General features: G+C 66.5%; 19 protein-coding genes. 6 read left to right on the top strand and 13 right to left on the bottom strand.

Annotated elements, in window-relative coordinates; genetic code table 11:
- Window positions 1-48 precede the first annotated feature (48 nt).
- The 4 genes from A7G45_RS04525 to A7G45_RS04510 form a co-directional block, all read right to left on the bottom strand.
- Entirely contained in the window at window positions 49-801 is a 753-nt protein-coding gene (locus A7G45_RS04525; RefSeq protein WP_043403303.1) for a succinate dehydrogenase/fumarate reductase iron-sulfur subunit, read from the bottom strand.
- Window positions 801-2,708, bottom strand: a complete 1,908-nt coding sequence (locus A7G45_RS04520; RefSeq protein ID WP_043403087.1) for a fumarate reductase/succinate dehydrogenase flavoprotein subunit — start codon at window positions 2,706-2,708, stop codon at window positions 801-803. The genes A7G45_RS04525 and A7G45_RS04520 overlap by 1 nt, the downstream gene beginning before the upstream one ends.
- 62 nt (window positions 2,709-2,770) lie before the next feature.
- Window positions 2,771-3,598, bottom strand: a complete 828-nt coding sequence (locus tag A7G45_RS04515; RefSeq protein ID WP_043403084.1) for a succinate dehydrogenase subunit SdhC — start codon at window positions 3,596-3,598, stop codon at window positions 2,771-2,773.
- Between the two features lie 94 nt (window positions 3,599-3,692).
- Window positions 3,693-3,980, bottom strand: coding sequence for an Rv0250c family protein (locus A7G45_RS04510; RefSeq protein WP_043403300.1), 288 nt, complete (start codon window positions 3,978-3,980; stop codon window positions 3,693-3,695).
- Between the two features lie 145 nt (window positions 3,981-4,125).
- Here A7G45_RS04510 and A7G45_RS04505 point away from each other — a divergent pair, with 145 nt between their 5' ends.
- From A7G45_RS04505 to nirD, 4 genes are all read left to right on the top strand, one after another.
- On the top strand, window positions 4,126-4,884 hold the full coding sequence (locus tag A7G45_RS04505; protein ID WP_043985927.1) for an isocitrate lyase/PEP mutase family protein: 759 nt from the start codon (window positions 4,126-4,128) through the stop codon (window positions 4,882-4,884).
- Window positions 4,875-5,306, top strand: a complete 432-nt coding sequence (locus A7G45_RS04500; protein WP_157850371.1) for a hypothetical protein — start codon at window positions 4,875-4,877, stop codon at window positions 5,304-5,306. Before A7G45_RS04505 ends, A7G45_RS04500 begins: the two co-directional genes overlap by 10 nt.
- A gap of 134 nt (window positions 5,307-5,440) precedes the next feature.
- Window positions 5,441-7,957, top strand: a complete 2,517-nt coding sequence (gene nirB, locus A7G45_RS04495) for a nitrite reductase large subunit NirB (RefSeq protein WP_260934188.1) — start codon at window positions 5,441-5,443, stop codon at window positions 7,955-7,957.
- 13 nt (window positions 7,958-7,970) lie between these two features.
- Entirely contained in the window at window positions 7,971-8,360 is a 390-nt protein-coding gene (gene nirD, locus A7G45_RS04490) for a nitrite reductase small subunit NirD (protein WP_043403079.1), read from the top strand.
- 13 nt (window positions 8,361-8,373) lie between these two features.
- Here nirD and A7G45_RS04485 read toward each other — a convergent pair whose 3' ends face one another.
- From A7G45_RS04485 to A7G45_RS04450, 8 genes are all read right to left on the bottom strand, one after another.
- Window positions 8,374-9,186, bottom strand: a complete 813-nt coding sequence (locus A7G45_RS04485) for a hypothetical protein (RefSeq protein ID WP_260934183.1) — start codon at window positions 9,184-9,186, stop codon at window positions 8,374-8,376.
- 12 nt (window positions 9,187-9,198) lie between these two features.
- A complete protein-coding gene (locus A7G45_RS04480; RefSeq protein ID WP_260934182.1) occupies window positions 9,199-9,882 on the bottom strand; it encodes a sirohydrochlorin chelatase in 684 nt (227 codons plus the stop codon).
- The gene (locus A7G45_RS04475) at window positions 9,879-11,027 is read right to left on the bottom strand and encodes a uroporphyrinogen-III synthase (protein WP_260934179.1); all 1,149 of its coding nucleotides are present in this window, start codon (window positions 11,025-11,027) and stop codon (window positions 9,879-9,881) included. Before A7G45_RS04475 ends, A7G45_RS04480 begins: the two co-directional genes overlap by 4 nt.
- A gap of 135 nt (window positions 11,028-11,162) precedes the next feature.
- Window positions 11,163-11,729, bottom strand: a complete 567-nt coding sequence (locus A7G45_RS04470) for a GNAT family N-acetyltransferase (RefSeq protein ID WP_043403072.1) — start codon at window positions 11,727-11,729, stop codon at window positions 11,163-11,165.
- A gap of 49 nt (window positions 11,730-11,778) precedes the next feature.
- On the bottom strand, window positions 11,779-12,672 hold the full coding sequence (locus A7G45_RS04465; RefSeq protein WP_260934174.1) for a 5-oxoprolinase/urea amidolyase family protein: 894 nt from the start codon (window positions 12,670-12,672) through the stop codon (window positions 11,779-11,781).
- Between the two features lie 10 nt (window positions 12,673-12,682).
- Window positions 12,683-13,354, bottom strand: coding sequence for a 5-oxoprolinase subunit B family protein (locus A7G45_RS04460; protein ID WP_260934172.1), 672 nt, complete (start codon window positions 13,352-13,354; stop codon window positions 12,683-12,685).
- Window positions 13,355-13,428: 74 nt separating this feature from the next.
- Window positions 13,429-14,112, bottom strand: a complete 684-nt coding sequence (locus A7G45_RS04455; RefSeq protein ID WP_260937954.1) for a queuosine precursor transporter — start codon at window positions 14,110-14,112, stop codon at window positions 13,429-13,431.
- Window positions 14,113-14,179: 67 nt separating this feature from the next.
- Window positions 14,180-15,169, bottom strand: coding sequence for an ABC transporter substrate-binding protein (locus tag A7G45_RS04450; protein ID WP_260934169.1), 990 nt, complete (start codon window positions 15,167-15,169; stop codon window positions 14,180-14,182).
- 478 nt (window positions 15,170-15,647) lie between these two features.
- Here A7G45_RS04450 and A7G45_RS04445 point away from each other — a divergent pair, with 478 nt between their 5' ends.
- Both A7G45_RS04445 and A7G45_RS04440 read left to right on the top strand, forming a co-directional pair.
- A complete protein-coding gene (locus A7G45_RS04445; protein WP_260934167.1) occupies window positions 15,648-16,328 on the top strand; it encodes a hypothetical protein in 681 nt (226 codons plus the stop codon).
- Between the two features lie 163 nt (window positions 16,329-16,491).
- Window positions 16,492-16,908, top strand: coding sequence for a DUF732 domain-containing protein (locus tag A7G45_RS04440; RefSeq protein WP_260934164.1), 417 nt, complete (start codon window positions 16,492-16,494; stop codon window positions 16,906-16,908).
- A 13-nt stretch (window positions 16,909-16,921) separates the two neighbouring features.
- On the opposite strand, the gene A7G45_RS04435 is transcribed toward A7G45_RS04440, so the two are convergent.
- The gene (locus tag A7G45_RS04435; protein ID WP_260934161.1) at window positions 16,922-17,980 is read right to left on the bottom strand and encodes a patatin-like phospholipase family protein; all 1,059 of its coding nucleotides are present in this window, start codon (window positions 17,978-17,980) and stop codon (window positions 16,922-16,924) included.
- Window positions 17,981-18,219 lie beyond the last annotated feature (239 nt).

Here is an 18,219-nt window from a genome sequence, read left to right as displayed (position 1 = left end):
CCCGCCGGCGCTGGGAACGACCATTTCGTTGATCTCGGTGGCTGCCGCTTACCGGCGGAACAGTTTGTTACCCAGCCAGACGATCGGGTCGTACTTGCGGTCGGCGACGCGTTCTTTCATCGGAATCAGTGCGTTGTCGGTGATCTTGATGTGCTCGGGGCAGACCTCGGTGCAGCACTTGGTGATGTTGCAGTAGCCCAGTCCGAACTCGTCCTGTGCCATGTCCTTGCGGTCCAGGGTGTCGAGCGGGTGCATGTCCAGCTCGGCCACGCGCATCAGGAAGCGCGGCCCGGCGAACGCCTGCTTGTTCTCCTCGTGGTCGCGCACCACGTGGCAGGTGTTCTGGCACAGGAAGCACTCGATGCACTTGCGGAACTCCTGCGACCGCTCGACATCCTCCTGCTGCATCCGGTACTCGCCGGGCTTGAGGTCCTTCGGCGGTGCGAAAGACGGTATCTGGCGCGCCTTTTCGTAGTTGAACGAAACGTCGGTCACCAGGTCGCGAATGATCGGGAAGGCGCGCAGCGGGGTGATCGTGACGGTCTCGGCCGGGTCGAACGTCGACATCCGGGTCATGCACAGCAGCCGCGGGCGGCCGTTGATCTCCGCCGAGCACGAGCCGCACTTGCCGGCCTTGCAGTTCCACCGCACCGCCAGATCGCCGGCCTGGGTCTGCTGAATTCGATGGATGATGTCCAGCACAACTTCACCGTCATTGACCTCGACCTTGAAGTCGTCGAGCCCGCCGCCGGTGTCGTCGCCGCGCCAGACCCGCACATTGGCTTGGTAGCTCGTGCTCATCACTTGCTCCGTTCCGGGTGGGTGGCCAGTTCGGCGTCGGTGTAGTACTTCTCCAGCTCGGACAGCTCGAAGCAGGCCTGCAATTCGGCGGGCATCGGCACCTGCTGTTCCGCGGTGACGGTGACGTCGGGGACGATCGGGTCACCGCCGCCGGCACGGCACACCAGCAGGATGTTGCGCCAGTCGGCGTTCATCTCCGGGTAGTCGTCGCGGGTGTGGCCGCCGCGGCTCTCGGTCCGGGCCAGCGCGGCGCGGGCGACGCACTCACTGACCAGCAGCATGTTGCGCATGTCGACAGCCAGGTGCCAGCCGGGGTTGAACTGCCGGTGGCCCTCGACGGTGATGTTGTGCATGCGGCGCTTCAGGTCATCGAGCTTGCCCAGTGCCGCTTCGATCTCATCCTTGGTGCGGATGATGCCGACCAGGTCGTTCATCGACTGCTGCAGCTCGGTGTGCAGCGTGTACGGGTTCTCCGCGCCGGGGTGCTCGTCGAACGGCGCCAACGCTTCTCTGGCCGCGGTGGTCAGCGCGGTGTCCGAGACGACGGGACGCGCGGGCAGTGCCTTGACGTACTGCGCCGCACCGAGGCCGGCCCGCCGGCCGAACACCAGCAGGTCGCTCAGTGAGTTGCCGCCGAGCCGGTTCGAGCCGTGCATACCGCCGGAGCACTCGCCGGCCGCGAACAGGCCCGGCGTGCGGGCCGCACCGGTGTCCGGATCGACCTCGATGCCACCCATGACGTAGTGGCAGGTCGGGCCGACCTCCATCTCGTCCTTGGTGATGTCGACCTCGGCCAGCTCCATGAACTGGTGGTACATCGACGGCAGGCGCTTCTTGATCTCCTCGGTCGGGATACGCGAGGCGATGTCGAGGTAGACGCCGCCGTGCGGGGTGCCACGGCCGGCCTTCACCTCGGAGTTGATGGCGCGGGCCACCTCGTCGCGGGGCAACAGGTCAGGCGTGCGACGAGCGGAGTCGTTGTCCTTGAGCCACTGGTCGGCCTCTTCCTCGGTTTCGGCGTACTGGCCCTTGAACACCGAGGGGATGTAGTCGAACATGAAGCGCTTGCCCTCGGAGTTCTTCAGCACTCCGCCGTCACCGCGCACACCCTCGGTGACCAGGATGCCCTTCACCGAGGGCGGCCAGACCATGCCCGTCGGGTGGAACTGGATGAACTCCATGTTGATCAGCGTCGCGCCGGCCCGCAGGGCCAGGGCGTGCCCGTCGCCGGTGTACTCCCAGGAGTTCGACGACACCTTGAACGACTTGCCGATACCGCCGGTGGCCAGCACCACGGCCGGCGCCTCGAACAGCACGAACCGGCCCGACTCACGCCAGTAGCCGAAGGCGCCGGCGATGCGATCGCCGTCTTTGACGAGTTCGGTGATGGTGCACTCGTGGAACACCTTGATCCGGGCCTCGTAGTCGCCGGTCTCGGCGAAATCCTCCTGCTGCAGAGAGACGATCTTCTGCTGCATGGTGCGGATGATCTCGAGGCCGGTGCGGTCGCCGACGTGCGCGAGCCGCGGGTAAGTGTGGCCACCGAAGTTGCGCTGGCTGATCCGGCCGTCCTTGGTGCGGTCGAACAGCGCGCCGTAGGTCTCCAGCTCCCAGACGCGGTCCGGTGCTTCACGCGCGTGCAGCTCGGCCATGCGCCAGTTGTTCAGGAACTTGCCGCCGCGCATGGTGTCGCCGAAGTGCACCTGCCAGCTGTCCTTGGAGTTCGCGTTGCGCATCGAGGCGGCGCAGCCGCCCTCGGCCATGACGGTGTGGGCCTTGCCGAACAGCGACTTACACACCACCGCGACCCGCAGGCCCTGTTCCCGGGCCTCGATGACCGCACGCAACCCCGCCCCGCCGGCTCCGATTACGACGACGTCGTATTCGTGCCGCTCGAGTTCAGCCATGAAATAACTCCAAATTGTTGTGAATAGTGTTGAAAATCAAAGAGTTTCGTCGCCGACAAAACTCATCCGACAAACCTGAGGTCGCTGAACCACCCGGCCGACAGGGCCATGACGTAGAAATCCGTGAACATCAGGGTGCCCAGGGTGATCCACGCGAACAGCTTGTGCCGGGTGTTGAGCTTGCTGACCTGGGTCCAGATCCAGTACCGCACAGGGTGTTTCGAGAAGTGCTTGAGCCGGCCACCGGTGACGTGCCGGCAGGAGTGGCAGGACACCGTGTAGATCCACAACATGATCACGTTGCCCAGCAGGACGAGGTTGCCCAGACCGAACCCGAAACCGGTCGGCGAGCGGAACGCCACGATCGCGTCGTAGGTGTTGATCAGCGAGATGAGCACGGCGGCGTAGAAGAAGTACCGGTGGGTGTTCTGGATGATCAGCGGGAGCCGCGTCTCACCGGTGTACTTGGCGTGCGGCTCGGCGACGGCGCACGCGGTCGGGGACTGCCACACCGTGCGGTAGTAGGCGCCCCGGTAGTAGTAGCAGGTCAGCCGGAACAGCAGCAGGAACGGCAGGGACAGCGCCGCGTAGGGGATGAGCGAGAGGAGTCCGTCAGCGGGCAGGATCTGCGGCCAGAACTCGCTGGCCGCCCCGCACTTGACGCTCAGACACGGTGAGTAGAACGGCGTCAGGTAGTGGTAGTCCGCGACGTAGAAGTGGTCCCGCTGGAACGCGCGCGCTGTCGCGTAGATGATGAACGCGGCAAATCCCAGGTCGATGAGAATCGGGGATTTGAGCCAGTTGTCGGTCCGCAGGGTGCGCTGCGGTATCTGTGCACGCGTGGGGGAGAAGACGCCGGTCCCGGGACGGTTGGCGGCGGGTGCGCTCACGAAGAAAGCCTCGATTCCATTGGGGACACGGTCTGTCTATGCAGTTTTGGGACGGCCGCTGGTGGGCACGGCCGACTGCCGTGCCCACTGCCGGTCAGCCGCCGACGCCACCGTCGTCGTTGTTCCAGAATTCGCTGGAGTAGTCGTGATCGGGGATCACGATCTTTTCCTTGGCCGGGCCTTGCTGCTTGATGCCGCGGCTGAATTCCAGCTCTTCGATGTCGATGTCCAGCCGATCGATGTCGACGGCCAGGCGCTCGGCGTCATTCGCGATGCGGCGAGTGGCGGGGGAGTCCCCGTATTTGGCGGCCAGCGAGCCGACGGACCGGCGAAGATTGCCGATCAATTCGTGCAGTTCGGTGAGCTCAGTGGTGGTGGACATCATGCGACCTCCTTGGGCTGAAGGGTGTCATAAATCACAGTACGACACCGGATGCTAGTCAGATCCGGAGATGAAAGTGAGACAGGTCACGTTTGTCGGCACGGCGCCGGCATGTCCGGCCGGTGTGTGTCGGTACGGTGTGACCATGTCCGATGCGGTACTGGCGCAGCGCGCCGAAGCACTGTTGGCCCTGCACCAGCCGGGAAATCCGGTCGTCCTCCCGACCGTGTGGGACGCCTGGTCGGCGACGCTCGCGGTGGCCGCCGGATTCTCGGCGCTGACGGTCGGCAGCCATCCCGTGGCTGACTCGGTGGGCAAGCCCGACGGCGAGGGCATGTCGTTCGACGACCTCACGACGCGCGTCAGTCAGATCACCTCGGCGGTTCAGGTTCCGGTGTCGGTCGACATCGAATCCGGCTATGGCGAGGCCCCGACCCGCCTTATCTCTGGCCTGCTGGCCGCGGGTGCGGTCGGCCTGAACATCGAGGACACCGTGCACAAGGACGGTGGACGCATCCGCGACGCGCAGGAACACGCCGACCTGGTCGGTGAATTGCGCAGGGCTGCAGATGCTTCCGGTGTCCACGTGGTGATCAATGCGCGCACCGACCTGTTCCTGCGCCAGATCGGCGACGAGGCCGACCGGTACGACCGCGCCGTGCAGCGGTTGCAGCTGTGTGCGGCGGCCGGGGCGGACGCCCTGTATCCGGTGGGCCGCCACGATGACGACACCCTGCGCCGGTTGGCCGCCGACCTGCCGTTGCCGATCAACGCCATTGCGATCCCCGAGTCCGACGACCCCGCGTCCTTCGGTCCGTTGGGCGTCGGGCGCATCAGTTTCGGACCGTTCCTCCAGCGCGCATTGGCCGCGGCGGCCGCGGATATTCTGGCGCGATGGCAGTGAGCGACAGCGACCACGAGCGCAGCGCCGACGAAAATTACGGGTTGTGGTGGGCCGCCGGCGTTGCCGCCGCGGTGCTGTTGATCGTCCTGATCTACCAGGTGATTCAAACCTCTGACGCGTCCGAGCAGCCGCCCGGTCCGGTGGGCGAACCCACGGTGCTGACGACGCATCCGACGACCACCAAGCGGACGACGACGACGCGAACCACCACGACGACCACCACCACGACGACAACGACGACGGAAAGCACGTCGGAAACGTCGACCACGGATGAGACGACCTCGTCGACCAGCACCACCACCAGCGGGACTTACACGCCGTCGAGCACCTCCGGTTACGGGACCAACCCCACGACCACCACAACGACGATCTACAACCCGTACACCACCGCGACCACCTCGTCGCCCGCCGGCGTCGGCTAGTGAGCGCATAACCGCAGGCCTGTGACCTGGGCCACTCACTTCACGGGCCTTCGTCGCGGCCTGTGAGAAGAGCGTGACGGTCGATTCACACGCGGCAACACAATCCGCAATATCTGCTCCCTACCTTTTGGTGCATGGACGCGAAGAACCTTGTGGTCGTAGGCCACGGAATGGTCGGGCACCGCCTTGTCGAGGCGCTGCGCTCGCGGGACACCGCGGGCCAGTGGCGCATCACCGTGCTGTCCGAGGAAGCGGACGCCGCCTACGACCGGGTGGGGCTCACCGGCTACACCGAGCACTGGGACCGGTCGAAGCTGGCGTTGCCCGGCAACGACTATGAGGGCGACGGACTCGTCGACCTGGTGCTCGGTGACAAGGTCGGCGGTATCGATCGCACCGCCAAGACGGTGGTGACCGAGTCGGGCCGCGGTATCACGTACGACAAGTTGGTAATAGCCACGGGCTCTTACGCTTTCGTACCGCCGGTGCCAGGTCACCAGCTGCCCGGCTGCTACGTCTACCGCACCCTGGACGACCTCGACGGCATCCGCGCCGCCATGCAGCGGTCTGCCGAACACGGCAACAACACCGGTGTGGTCATCGGTGGTGGTCTGCTCGGCCTGGAAGCCGCGAATGCGTTGCGCCAGTTCGGCATGCAGGCTCACATCGTCGAGCGCGCACCGCGCCCGATGAACCAGCAGCTCGACGACGCCGGCGGTGCGCTGCTGGCCCGGATGATCGGCAAGCTGGGCATCTCGGTGCACCTGGATGTCGGTACCGACGCCATCGAGCCGCTCGACGAGGGCATCCGCGTGCTGCTCAGCGACGGCACCCTGATCGACGCCGGCCTGGTCGTCTTCGCCGCCGGTGTGCGCCCGCGGGATGAGCTGGCCCGTGAGGCCGGTCTGGAACTGGCCGAACGTGGCGGCGTCCTGACCGACCTGTCCTGTGTGACAAGCGATCCTGACATCTACGCGATCGGTGAGGTCGCCGCGGTCGAAGGCCGGTGCTACGGCCTGGTCGGTCCCGGTTACACCACCGCCGAGGTGGTCGCCGACCGCCTGCTCGGTGGCGCCGCGGAGTTCCCCGAGGCCGACATGTCCACCAAGCTGAAGCTGCTCGGCGTCGACGTCGCGAGTTTCGGTGACGCCCAGGGTGTTACGCCCGACTGCCTGCAGGTCGTGGTGAACGACCCGGTGAAGCAGACCTACGCCAAGCTGGTGCTGTCCGACGACGCGCAGACCCTGCTGGGTGGCATCCTGGTCGGCGACGCGTCGTCCTACGGCGTGCTGCGCCCGATGGTCGGCGAGGCACTGCCCGGCGATCCGCTGGCGCTGATCGCCCCGGCCGGATCTGGTGAGGGCGCAAGCGCTCTCGGTGTCGGCGCCCTGCCGGACGCCGCCCAGATCTGCTCCTGCAACAACGTCACCAAGGGCGACCTGTGCGGCGCGATCGAAGGCGGTTGCTCCGACGTCGCCGGACTGAAGGCCTGCACCAAGGCCGGCACCTCGTGTGGCTCCTGTGTGCCGCTGCTCAAGCAGCTGCTGGAAGCCCAGGGCGTCGAGCAGTCCAAGGCGCTGTGCGAGCACTTCCCGCAGTCGCGGGCCGAGATGTTCGAGATCATCTCGGCCACCTCGATCCGTACGTTCTCCGGCCTGATCGCCAAGTTCGGGTCCGGAAAGGGTTGCGACATCTGCAAACCCGCCATCGCCTCGATCCTGGCGTCGACCAGCAGTGGTCACATCCTGGACGGCGAGCAGGCCGGTCTGCAGGACTCCAACGACCACTTCCTGGCGAACATCCAGAAGAACGGCAGCTACTCGGTGGTGCCGCGGGTTCCGGGTGGTGACATCACCCCGGAGCAGCTGATCCTGATTGGTGAGATCGCCAGGGACTTCGGGCTCTACACCAAGATCACCGGTGGCCAGCGCATCGACATGTTCGGTGCGCGGGTCGACCAGCTGCCGGAAATCTGGCGCCGTCTGGTCGACGGCGGCATGGAGTCCGGACAGGCGTACGGCAAGTCGCTGCGCACGGTCAAGAGCTGCGTCGGTAGCGACTGGTGCCGCTACGGACAACAGGATTCGGTGCAGATGGCGATCGATCTGGAGCTGCGTTACCGCGGTCTGCGTTCGCCGCACAAGCTCAAGATGGGCGTCTCGGGCTGTGCCCGGGAATGCGCTGAGGCCCGCGGCAAGGACGTCGGCGTCATCGCCACCGAGACCGGCTGGAACCTGTACGTCGGCGGCAACGGCGGTATGACGCCCGCCCACGCGCAGCTGCTGGCCGGCGATCTCGACGACGAGACCCTGGTCCGCTACATCGACCGATTCCTGATGTTCTACATCCGCACCGCGGATCGGCTGCAGCGCACCGCGCCGTGGGTCGATCAGATGGGCCTGGATCACGTCCGCGACGTCGTGTGCAACGACTCTCTCGGTCTGGCAAGCGAATTCGAAGCCGCCATGGAACGGCACGTCGACGGCTACTCCTGCGAGTGGAAGGGCGTGCTGGACGACCGAGCGAAGCTGTCGCAGTTCGTCTCGTTCGTCAACGCGCCCGACGTGGCCGACCCGACCATCGAATTCACCGAACGCAACGGCCGCAAGGTGCCGATCGGTATGCCCACCGTCCCGCCCGCGAAAAGCTGATCAGGAGGCCACGATGACTCTCAACGACCTTTCCGAAGTTGCCCAGTACCACGACCGTTCGGAGTGGACCGCGGTGTGCTCCTACCACCGGTTGGTGCCCGGACGAGGTGCCGGTGTGCTGCTGCCCGACGGCACTCAGGCTGCGCTGTTCCGCCTGCACGACGGCTCGCTGTACGCGGTCGGCAACATCGACCCGTTCTCCGGTGCGGCAGTGATGTCGCGGGGGCTCGTCGGTGACCGCGCCGGCCGGGCCTGCGTGCAGAGCCCCATCAAGAAGCAGGCGTTCGCCCTGGATGACGGTGTCTGCCTTGACGATCCCTCGGTGAGCCTGCCGGTCTACCCGATCCGGGTCTGGGCCGGGCTGGTCGAGATCGGTCCGCTGGGAGTCGACGTAGCCGCGTAGGTTTCGTCGGAAGTCAGCGCGTGCAGCTGTTGTCCTCGATGGTCTGCATCACCCAGTACGCCGTGAACTCGATGATCAGGGCGATCTCCGCGATCAGCACCGCGTGGTTGAAACCGTCCAGCGTCTGATGCAGCACCACCGTGGTCAGCAAGGTGCCGGCCATCAACAGTGAGATCGTCTGGTAGGCAACGCGGTAACGACGCCCGCAATCCGGCGCAGTACCGAAGGCCGAGCTGAACACCGTCAGCACGATGGCGCCGAACATCGCCGCCGCGGCGATGCCGTGGGCATTGACCCGGAACCAGTCCGGAGCCGCGATCAGCACCACGACGCCGGTCCCGAGTACCGCGCGCTGCAGCCACACTGCGGCGGTGCCGAGAAGGGTGTTGGGCCGGGTGGGCCGGAACAACAACCACGACGCGACGCGCGAGCCGGCGAGCACCACCGTGACCGTCCAGGTGTTGAACAGCACTGCCGCCCCTGTTTGCACGGCTACGGGATCAGTTGTGCCGCACTGTAGTACGGGCCGCGTGGTGGGGACGACGGCGATCACGAAGGCCAGCACCCCGGCCAGATTCAGCAGGGTGTTCTCGGTGTCGCTGGCGCCCTGGTACACGATGAGCATGGCGCCGATCGCGAACAGCGCGCCGATGAAGACGGCATGTGTGGTGGTGAAGTAGTAGGCACTGATCGAGGTCTGCCAGCACGTGGCATGTGCCCGCTCGACGGCCAGCGCCGCACCCAGCAGGACAGCCATGACGACCATGCCGCCGCGAAGGAACCGGTAGGTATCCAGCGCTACGTCGTTGCCCGACCGCTTGGCCATGCCTCCAGTATGTCAGGCGGCGATCGACAGGCGGGCTGTCCGGAACCGGTGCGCAACCAGCTTGGCGACGCCCGGGTGCCGGCCCAGGGGGTCGGTCACCACGTCGGCCCCACACGTGTACAGCCGGTCCTGAAAGAGGCCGTCGGCCAACAGGTATGACGCCACGGCCACCCGCTCGGCGCCACGCTTGCGCAGCCGGGTAACCACGTCACCGACCCAGTGCGTGCCACTGATCGCGAACGCGAGCTCGACGCGGCTGCCCAGTGTCGCCGACAGCATGGCGCAGGTTCGGCGCAGGTCGCTGGCGGCGCGCGGGTCAGTGGTCCCGGCAGCGGCCAGCACCACGGAATCCGATGGACGCCAGCCTGATTCGATCAGCCGGTCGGCCAGTACCCGGACCATCGCGGTCGAGGGGCCGAGTGCCGGCGTCACAGTGACGTCCAGATGTCCGCTCGCGGCAATCCCTTCCGGGATGTCCTTGTGGACGTGGTACCCGGAAGACAAGAAGGCAGGAACGACGACGGCGGGGCCGTAGGGCAGCCCCGACAGCACTTCGGCCGGCGTGGGGCCGAGGACGTCGACGAACGCGGTGTGCACCCGGCGGTTCAGCAGTCCGCTTACCCGCTCGGCCAGATCGCCGATCATCGCGACACCCGAGCCCTTGCGGGTGCCGTGGGCGACCAGGACGGGGTTCACAGCGCACCTGCCGCGTAGTCGTCGACCGCCAGCCGGTAGCCGCGCTTCACCACAGTTGCGACGATTTCCTTGTCGCCCAAGGTGGTTCGCAGGCGCAGCACCGCAGTCTCGACGGCGTGAGTATCTGTACCGCTGCCGGGCAGCGCGGCCAGCAGTTCCTGCCGCGACACCACCGCGCCCGGCCGCAGCGCCAGCGCACGGACGATGGCCATCCCAGCGGGCGACAGGTCCCGGACCACACCGTCGACGACGACACAGGTACCGCGGATCTCCAAGTTGTGTCCGGCAGCTCGCAGCTTCCGGGCCTGCAGCACCGGCAGCTCGTCGGCGATATGCCGGGCCAGCGCACCCAGGCGCATCCGCTCGGGCGCGAAGGTTGGTACACCCAGCCGAGCGAGCGGTCGTGCCGTCACCGGGCCGACGCACATGGCGCGCACCTGGGTCCGAAATGCTTCCAGCACTTGCTCATTGACGCCGAGTTCGGTCGCGCGCATCAGGGTCGCCGCGACCGCGGGGGCCGAGGTGAAGCTGACGGCGTCGAGCCGGCGCTCGGCGATGTCGTTGACCAGCGAGTCGAACGGCCCACCGGGCGGTACGGGTTGCCACCGGTAAACCCGGATCGGGACGACGTCGGCGCCGGCGCGGCGCAGTTCGTCGAGAAACTCGGGGAAGGGGTCCCAGTCGTCGGTGGCGCCATGCAGCTGGACGGCGATCCGCAGGCCTGAGATGCCGCCCTGCAACAGGTAGCCGAGCACCTCGCGGGACGACTCGGACTCGGGTGACCATTCCTCGGGCAGCCCGGCGGCACGGAGCGCGCCGGTGGCCTTGGGGCCGCGGGAGACGATCCGGGCGCGGCCGAGGGCTTCGGTCAGTTCGCCGGACACTCCCCAGTCGTCGGCTGCGGACATCCAGCCGCGGAACCCGATGCCGGTGGTCGCGATCACCACATCGGGTGGCACCTCGAGCAGCGATCGGGTGTGGGTGCGCAGTTCGTCGTCGTCGGGCAGCGGCACCATGGCAATGGCAGGGGCGGCGATCACCGTCGCGCCACGGCGGCGCAGCAGGGTACACAGCTCATCGGAACGGCGTGCGGCGGTCACCGCCACCCGAAATCCGGTGAGCGGGGCCCGATCGGGATCACTCATGTGTCTAGTGAACGTAACGCGTGTTTCCGGCCGGTTACCCGGCCGTTGCTCGGTGATGTCGCCTGTGAGTAAGGCGTGAAGTTTTCGTCACACTCGGCATTGACCTGGGATTTTGTCGGTCAAAACCTCACAGCGCTACCAAACGTCGCCGTCGCGCCAGTCGCAGGTGATGTCGGCGGTGGTGTCGACCTCGACCGAGACCGGCAGTACGAACAACGAGTGATCGTCTTCGGGCGTGCGGTTGACCCCTGCCGGAGCCAGCACCGACGTCGTGCCGCGCCACGGCTGCCAGCCGCGCGCGGTGTAGATCGGGCGCCCCGCGTCCGAGGAACTGAGCGCCCCGATCTCGTAGGCGCCGCGAATCACCTGCTCGACGGCGTCCAGGACCGCGCCGGCCAGCCCCTGGCCGCGCCAGTCCTCGCGGACGGCAACGGCTTCGACGTACCCGCATCGCAGTGCGGTGTTGCGATAGATGAGGCGGCGCTGCACGACCGCGCCGTGCGCGATGATCGCGCCGTGATGGCAGATCAGCGCGTGCATGCCGCCCAGCGAGTGCTCCCAGTCGGCATCAGAGAAATCGCCGTCGTAGGCGTCGATGACCATCTGCCGTGCGCCATCGCGGGTCTCGGCATCGAGATCAGCGGTGTGGACCAGGCGCGCCGTGTGAACGTTGTGTACGCGGGAGAGATCCGTGGGGTGCACCCCCTCGTTCTACCAGGATTGCGCAGCCCGCGCTGGTGCCTGCGGGGGTTCAGCCGCCGAACGGGTGACGTGGCCTGGACCAGTGCATCCGCACGTGCTGGCCGGGCCGGATCTGCCCCACCTTGTCGATGTCGTGGTCGGCGACCACGCCGATCACGGGGTACCCGCCGGTGACCGGATGGTCGGGGCCGAGGATCACCGGCAAACCGTTGGGCGGCACCTGAATTGCTCCCCGCGTCGCCCCCTCGCTGGAGAGCTGGCGGTCCGGCCAGCGGTGCTGTAGCGGCCGGCCGTTCAACCGCATCCCGACCCGGTCGCTGCGGTCGGTGACCACCCACTCCGTGTGCACCAGGGCGTCGGGGTCGACGAACCAATCGTCGCGCGGACCGGGGACCACCAACAGCTCGAGCAGGTCCTCGGCGATGGCGGCCACGGGTGCTTGATCCAGTTCCGGGAACTCCGCGCTGTGTTCGCCGATGGTCAGTACGTCACCGGCCTGCAGGGGCCGTGGGCCGATGGCCGACATGACGTCGTAGCTGCACGATCCGAGCACCGGATCCACCACGAAGCCGCCGCGGACCGCGACATAACTGCGCAGGCCGGTGTGCGGCGCACCCAGGGAGATCACGTCTCCGTCGTGCGCGTAGTGGATGCTGTTGGTGCCGAAGAGCTTTCCGTTGGCCGATGGATCGGCGTCGGCGCCCGTGACCGCGACCGCGACGCCCTCTTTGCCGCCACCGTGGACCCTGGCGGAAAAGCCGCCGAACGTCACCTCGATGGTGGCCCGGTCATTCGGGTTGGCCACCAGCCGGTTGGCCAGCGTGTGCGAGCGGCGGTCGGCGGCGCCCGAACGGCTCACGCCCATGTGAGCCAGTCCGGGACGGCCCAGGTCCTCGACCAGCGCGAGCGGACCGGTCTTGAGAATTTCGAGTGTTGCGGTCATCGCTGTTCCCCTAACCGATCGCCCGGAATTGCACGCACATGCCCGGAATCAGCAACGCCGGCTGCTCCCGCTCGATGTCCCACAACCTGGCGTCGGTACGGCCGATCAACTGCCAGCCACCCGGGGTCTCCCGCGGGTACACCCCGCCGAACTCGCCGGCGAGAGCCACCGACCCGGCGGGCACGCGGGTTCGCGGCTCGCTGCGTCGCGGCACCTGGAGCCGCTCGTCGCCACCCACCAGATAGGCGAAGCCCGGTGTGAAGCCGCCGAACGCGACCCGCCACAGGGATCCGGTGTGGGCGGCGATCACCTCGTTCGGAGCCAGCCCGGTCAGCGTCGAGACCTCGTCGAGGTCCACGCCGTCGTACACGACGTCGATGATCACGTCGGGCTCCTGCGAGGCGCTGGCCTCGGTGTTATCGGATGCCTCGAGGTGCAGTTTGGACAGCCGCTGCCCGGTGGGAATCTGATATCGCGGCGCGGCGAGTTTGATCAGAATCGTCCGCGAGGCCGGGACGATGTCGAGGACGCCGGGCAGATGCGCAGCCCTCAGCGTGTCGGTCCACGCCAACACCTCGGCGGTGCTGTTGAATTCCAGGAGCAGCGCCTGGTCGCCATAGTCGCGGATACTGTCGAGCGTTGGCGATTTTGCCGTGTCAACGTCTTGAACTGTGACGGTCATCACCAAAATCTACTCGCGAGTAGCGGGAAATTGACGCTTCTTTAACAGCTCGCCAGAGGAGCCTTAAGAATCGCTCAGACAGCAAAGTCGTACGTCGGTTCGCGGCGCTTGATGTAGCTGATCACGCGGTAGGTCACCGGCAGGAAAAGAACCTCGACGGCGGTCTTGTACAGCCAGCCCTGGCCGGTGTAGACGGCGAAGTCGTGGAAGGTGCTGATGCCGATGGCATTGGCGGCGATGGCGCAGAACACCAGGGTGTCACCGAGCTGCCCGGCGAAGGTCGAGCCGACCAGTCGCGCCCACAGGTGCTTCTCCTTGGTGCGTTCCTTGATGGCCACCACGACCCACGCGTTGATGGTCTGTCCGACGATGAACCCGGCCAGACCCGCGATGATCAGCTGCGTGTAGGAGTGCACGACGTTCTCGAAGTGCGCCTGGTTCGGGTAGAAGTCGGCGGCCGGCAGATAGATGGTCGCCCAGAACGTCAGGGCCGCAAGGATATTCATCGCAAAGCCGAGATAGATCGCTCGCCGCGTGGCCTTGAATCCGTACACCTCCGACAGCACGTCGCCGATGATGTAGGTCAGCGGGAAGACGATGAAGCCGCCGTCGGTGATGATCGGCCCGAATGCCACGCCCTTGGTGGCGGTGACGTTGGAGATGATCACCAGGGCCGTGAACACCGCGATCAGGATCGGATAGTAGATCGATCCGACCTGCGCGAAGCGGGCGTGCTGTTCGGGGCGCTCGGTGCCGATCACGCCGATCATCTTGGCAGGCGGGACGGCGGGTGCAACCCGGAGCCGGGTTCGGACCCGGATCAGGTCAGGCCAGCGCCGCGGTCAGCAGGGGCGGCAATTGATCGGCCACGGCCGGATAGGACAGCACCGAGGCGAACGCGATCGCCGCGGACAGGTCCTTGTTGGGGAAGACGATCCGGTTGGCTTTGGTCTGGCTCAGCTGCGCGACCGTCGGGTCGGCCAGCACCGCGGGCCGCTGGTCGTCAGCGTCGAGAGTCCAGATCAACACGTCCGCGCCGCGGAACGCGCTGACCATCTGGTCGCGGGGCACGAAGGCGTGTTGTCCCTTGGTGAAGGAGTCCAGCCCGTCCGGGATGGCGATGCCCAGCTCGCCGAGGAACTCGGTGCGCCACCCCGTCGGTGTGATCTCGACCCCGTCCGCGGTGGGAAGACCGTTGACGATCAACATCTTTCGGCCGCTGAGTCTCGGGTTCGCCTTACCCGCGCCGGCGAACTTCGCGTCGACGCCGTCGATGAGCTTCTTCATGTCGTCGGCCTTGAAGACTGCCTGCCCGATGACGGTGGCCTGGTCTTTCCACGGTTCGAAGAAGGCGTCCTGGCCCGATTGGGCGACAGTCGGTGCGATGGCCGACAGCTTCTTGTAGGTGTCGGCATCCAGTCCGGCGTTGGTGGCGATGATGAGGTCGGGCTTCAGCGCGGAGATCTTGTCCACCTGGATGCCGTCGTTGAGGTTCAGGACGGCCGGCTGTGCCGGACCCAGCGCGGGCTGGGCCCACGGCCACACCGCGAACGGTTGGTTTCCGAACCACTCGGTCACGGCGATCGGGACCACGCCGACCGCCAGCAGTTCGTCCTGCCCGGTGAGGCCGGCGCACACCACGTTCTTTGGCGGTGCCGGAATCCGGGTGGATCCGAATGCGTGATTGATGGTGACCGACCCGTCGCCGGCAACGGTGCCCGAGGCCGGCGGCTTGGTGCATGCGGCGACCGCCACGGCACCGGCGGCACCGGCGGCCAGTGCCAGGAAGCTGCGGCGCGAGCGGTTTGGGTGCACGTCGGTGAGTCTTTCACCTGCCCCGGGGAACGGCAGCGGTAACACGCGCACGGGGTCGGTACCGGCCGGGTGCATCGAGCTGCGGCACCAGACGAGCGCGGCTCGGTGACCTAGTTTGCCCACAACGTAAATATCAATGGCTCGCCGGCATCGAGGCGATTGGAATCGCGCAGCATACCTTGGGTATGTACTTCTTCAGATTATTAGCTGCACGCCAGAGTGTCGTCCGTCGGTCGGCGGCCGCTAGCTGCGCGCTTGCCTGGGGCAGCGATTATTAAATTGCTGGTAAATACCGGTGTGTAACCGGCGTTTCCGGTGGGTCGCATGGTCCGTGCGTTACCTGTGAGTCGATTGGTGTTGTTAGCGGAAACTGCGTGATGTCAGTCGTTTGACGTATCGTCGGGCACCCCGTCACCGTGCTGTAATTGGGATGGCCGTCGTTCTTTGACGGACAAGATGGATTTGCTGGGAGGCGGCTATGGCGATGGATTCTGGCGGACTGAGCATCCCGCGTCGACATGGCCGGACCGAGGCCGCGGCCGTACGCCAGGGGCCCGCCTCGAAGCGACCGGAGCGGGTCGTGACCCGGCATCTTCCCGAGTTGCTCGTTGGTCTGCGGTGGATGTACGACACCGCGCAACCGGACGGAGCTGTGGTGAGTGCGGGCGGCCAGGTCGTGCGGTCCGGCCGGCGGACCTTGCGGTTCCGTCCGCAGGACTGGCAGGGGCACGCGGTGATCGAAATCGTCGGTCCCGCCGCCGCCGGAGACCCGTCGCCGCGAGCCGAACTGGAGGCGTACGTCCAGGCTCTCGATGACATGGGCGAAGAAGTGGTGGCCAGCTGGATCGGGCGCAGAGGCCAGGTGCGGAGCATTGCGTTGGCCCGCCCGGTGCATCCGACGCTGCGCGCCGCCGTTGATCGCTACGTGGCCGGCTGCTCCGAGCATCCCGGCCAGCAGTGCGCGTGCGGCCGGCGGGCCCGCGACTGCAGCGTGTCGCTGCGCGCGGTTGAGCGGGCCGTCGGCCGTCACCAAGTAGAGTTCGACGCGCTGGCGGGGCCGTGGCCCGATGCGCTGGACCCGTCGGGAGAACTGAGTGTGATCGCCGCGGGAGTGGTGCCTCAACTCGCCCAACACATAGTGACCGGCAGCGCCGTCTGACCGTTTCGCCGGCATCACGCCGATAAGTCGGGAAAGTTTCATTTCCCGTTCGGTTATCGCTATGCCCGAATAATCTTTATTATTCCGTTACGGACACCGCGGGGGCGGTGCCGGAATTAATTGACGGAAGCGTCTTATATGGCGGTCGGGAGGTGTTGTTGCGATGACTGCGCGAGTGATTACCGGCCGGCTGCTGGCGGCCCTGGCAGTCGCTGGTCTCGGCGTTTCTGCCCCCGCATTGGCTGATGTCGGAACGGGCCAGATGGCGGCCTGCGCCGAACGGGGCAACCCGCTCGACTGCGTGCCGACGAATGCCGCGGCCAACGCGGCCGAGGTCGCTTATCTCACGGAGCTGCACGGCCGGCTGAAGAGCAGCGACGCCGACCTGCTCAAGACCGGCCGTCTGACCTGCAACATGTTCGTGTACGCGGGTCAGCCGACGGGCGATGCGGTGAACAATATTTCCAATTCGTTGAAGGTGAACAAGGCCTCCGCGACTTTCGTGATGGATATGGCGATGGTGCATTTGTGCCCCGGCCTGAACATCGGTCCCGACGGAGTGCCGCGCCCCCGCTTTTAGGCCGGGAGGGTATTCACGCCGAACCCGCGTGAAAGCGATGTAGGTAAGTGGGCCAGTCCCAGGTATTCAGGAATTCCTTTGCGGCGGCGTAGCCGTTGTCGTAAAGACGCTTCCGATCCGCCGGGGAAATGTCGAAATTCAGGTATCCGATACCCGCGGCATCGACGACGATCGTGCGCGCCGCGACCGATGGCTGTCGCAGATAAGTCTGGTCATGTCCGAGTAGTGCGGTGTTGATGAGGTTCTCCAAGAGCCGCGGTGCACCGGGTAGATCGACCACCGGTGCCAGCCCTGGGCCCGGGTCGCCGTCGCCTTGGGCGGCACGCTGGGCCGTGACGGTGATGCCGAAGCTGGGCCAGCGTGGCACCTTCCCGTCGGTGCGATCGAGCGAGTACATCGGGAAGTTCGACAGCAGACCACCGTCGATGAGGGTCGACGTCGTGCCCGAGGCGCCGGTGATCGTCACCGGACGAAAGATGAACGGGATGGCCATCGACGCGCTGACCGCGTCGGCGACGGACTGTTCGTCGGGATCGAGGCCGTACATCCTGCGGTAGTCCCAGGGCAGTCGGACCAGCGTGCCGCGGGTGATGTCGGCGACGGTGACGACCAGGCGGTAGCGCTGCTCAGGCGGTAGCTCGCGGTCGTCGAGTGCCAGATCGCCGAAGGTCCGTACCCCCAGATTGCGCAGCTCGCCGTCGACCCAATCGTGGACGGCGTCGCCCCGGTACATCCCCTGGCCGCGGAAGGCGGTCCAGTACTTGCCCAGCACCGGGATTCGGCTGGTGCCAATGGGATCCAGGAACTTGCGGTAGGGCAGGGACATCGCCAGCTCGTGGAGTTGGTCACCGCTGAGCTGACAGCCGGCCGGCTGACGACGATTCGCGGCGGCGATGACAGCGCCCACCAGGGAGCCGGCCGACGTCCCAGAGACCCGGCCTACGCGATAGCCGGCGTCACCGAGGGCGACGACGGAGCCGACCAATCCGATCGCCTTGACGCCACCGCCCGACAGCACCAGATCGGCGGTCTTGACCGGGACCGCAGGGGAGTCGTCGGGCCTGTGCACCATTGGTCACGATGCTAGGTGAACTTCTGCGGTTTGCCGTGGACTGCAACGGCTTGTGACGGCGATGCGGCACTGGGTGCGGGTGTGGCGGGCGTTACACGGGCACTCAGCCGATTCTTAGGCGCAGACTAAGGCGCCCTCAGTACGCATCCCTAATGTTGCTGGCACATCGAAGATTTCACCGGAGAGGGGGTGGCGAATGGAGCATCGGTACTGTGACCGCATGTTGGCGGCACGCGCAT

The sequence above is a fragment of the Mycolicibacterium llatzerense genome (assembly GCF_025331195.1).
Lineage (GTDB): Bacteria > Actinomycetota > Actinomycetes > Mycobacteriales > Mycobacteriaceae > Mycobacterium > Mycobacterium llatzerense.
The sequence above is the reverse complement of the archived record's forward strand: the minus strand, read 5'-3'. Positions and strand labels throughout refer to the sequence as shown.

Bases quoted from the DNA above. Each gene is read 5' to 3' on its own strand.
- nirD (WP_043403079.1), top strand. From the start codon at position 7,971: ATGACTCTCAACGACCTTTCCGAAGTTGCCCAGTACCACGACCGTTCG.
- A7G45_RS04520 (WP_043403087.1), bottom strand. From the start codon at position 2,708: ATGGCTGAACTCGAGCGGCACGAATACGACGTCGTCGTAATCGGAGCC.
- A7G45_RS04485 (WP_260934183.1), bottom strand. From the start codon at position 9,186: ATGGCCAAGCGGTCGGGCAACGACGTAGCGCTGGATACCTACCGGTTC.
- A7G45_RS04465 (WP_260934174.1), bottom strand. From the start codon at position 12,672: ATGACCGCAACACTCGAAATTCTCAAGACCGGTCCGCTCGCGCTGGTC.
- A7G45_RS04435 (WP_260934161.1), bottom strand. From the start codon at position 17,980: ATGGTGCACAGGCCCGACGACTCCCCTGCGGTCCCGGTCAAGACCGCC.
- A7G45_RS04445 (WP_260934167.1), top strand. From the start codon at position 15,648: ATGGCGATGGATTCTGGCGGACTGAGCATCCCGCGTCGACATGGCCGG.
- A7G45_RS04440 (WP_260934164.1), top strand. From the start codon at position 16,492: ATGACTGCGCGAGTGATTACCGGCCGGCTGCTGGCGGCCCTGGCAGTC.
- A7G45_RS04460 (WP_260934172.1), bottom strand. From the start codon at position 13,354: ATGACCGTCACAGTTCAAGACGTTGACACGGCAAAATCGCCAACGCTC.
- A7G45_RS04500 (WP_157850371.1), top strand. From the start codon at position 4,875: ATGGCAGTGAGCGACAGCGACCACGAGCGCAGCGCCGACGAAAATTAC.
- A7G45_RS04525 (WP_043403303.1), bottom strand. From the start codon at position 801: ATGAGCACGAGCTACCAAGCCAATGTGCGGGTCTGGCGCGGCGACGAC.
- nirB (WP_260934188.1), top strand. From the start codon at position 5,441: ATGGACGCGAAGAACCTTGTGGTCGTAGGCCACGGAATGGTCGGGCAC.
- A7G45_RS04505 (WP_043985927.1), top strand. From the start codon at position 4,126: ATGTCCGATGCGGTACTGGCGCAGCGCGCCGAAGCACTGTTGGCCCTG.
- A7G45_RS04510 (WP_043403300.1), bottom strand. From the start codon at position 3,980: ATGTCCACCACCACTGAGCTCACCGAACTGCACGAATTGATCGGCAAT.
- A7G45_RS04475 (WP_260934179.1), bottom strand. From the start codon at position 11,027: ATGAGTGATCCCGATCGGGCCCCGCTCACCGGATTTCGGGTGGCGGTG.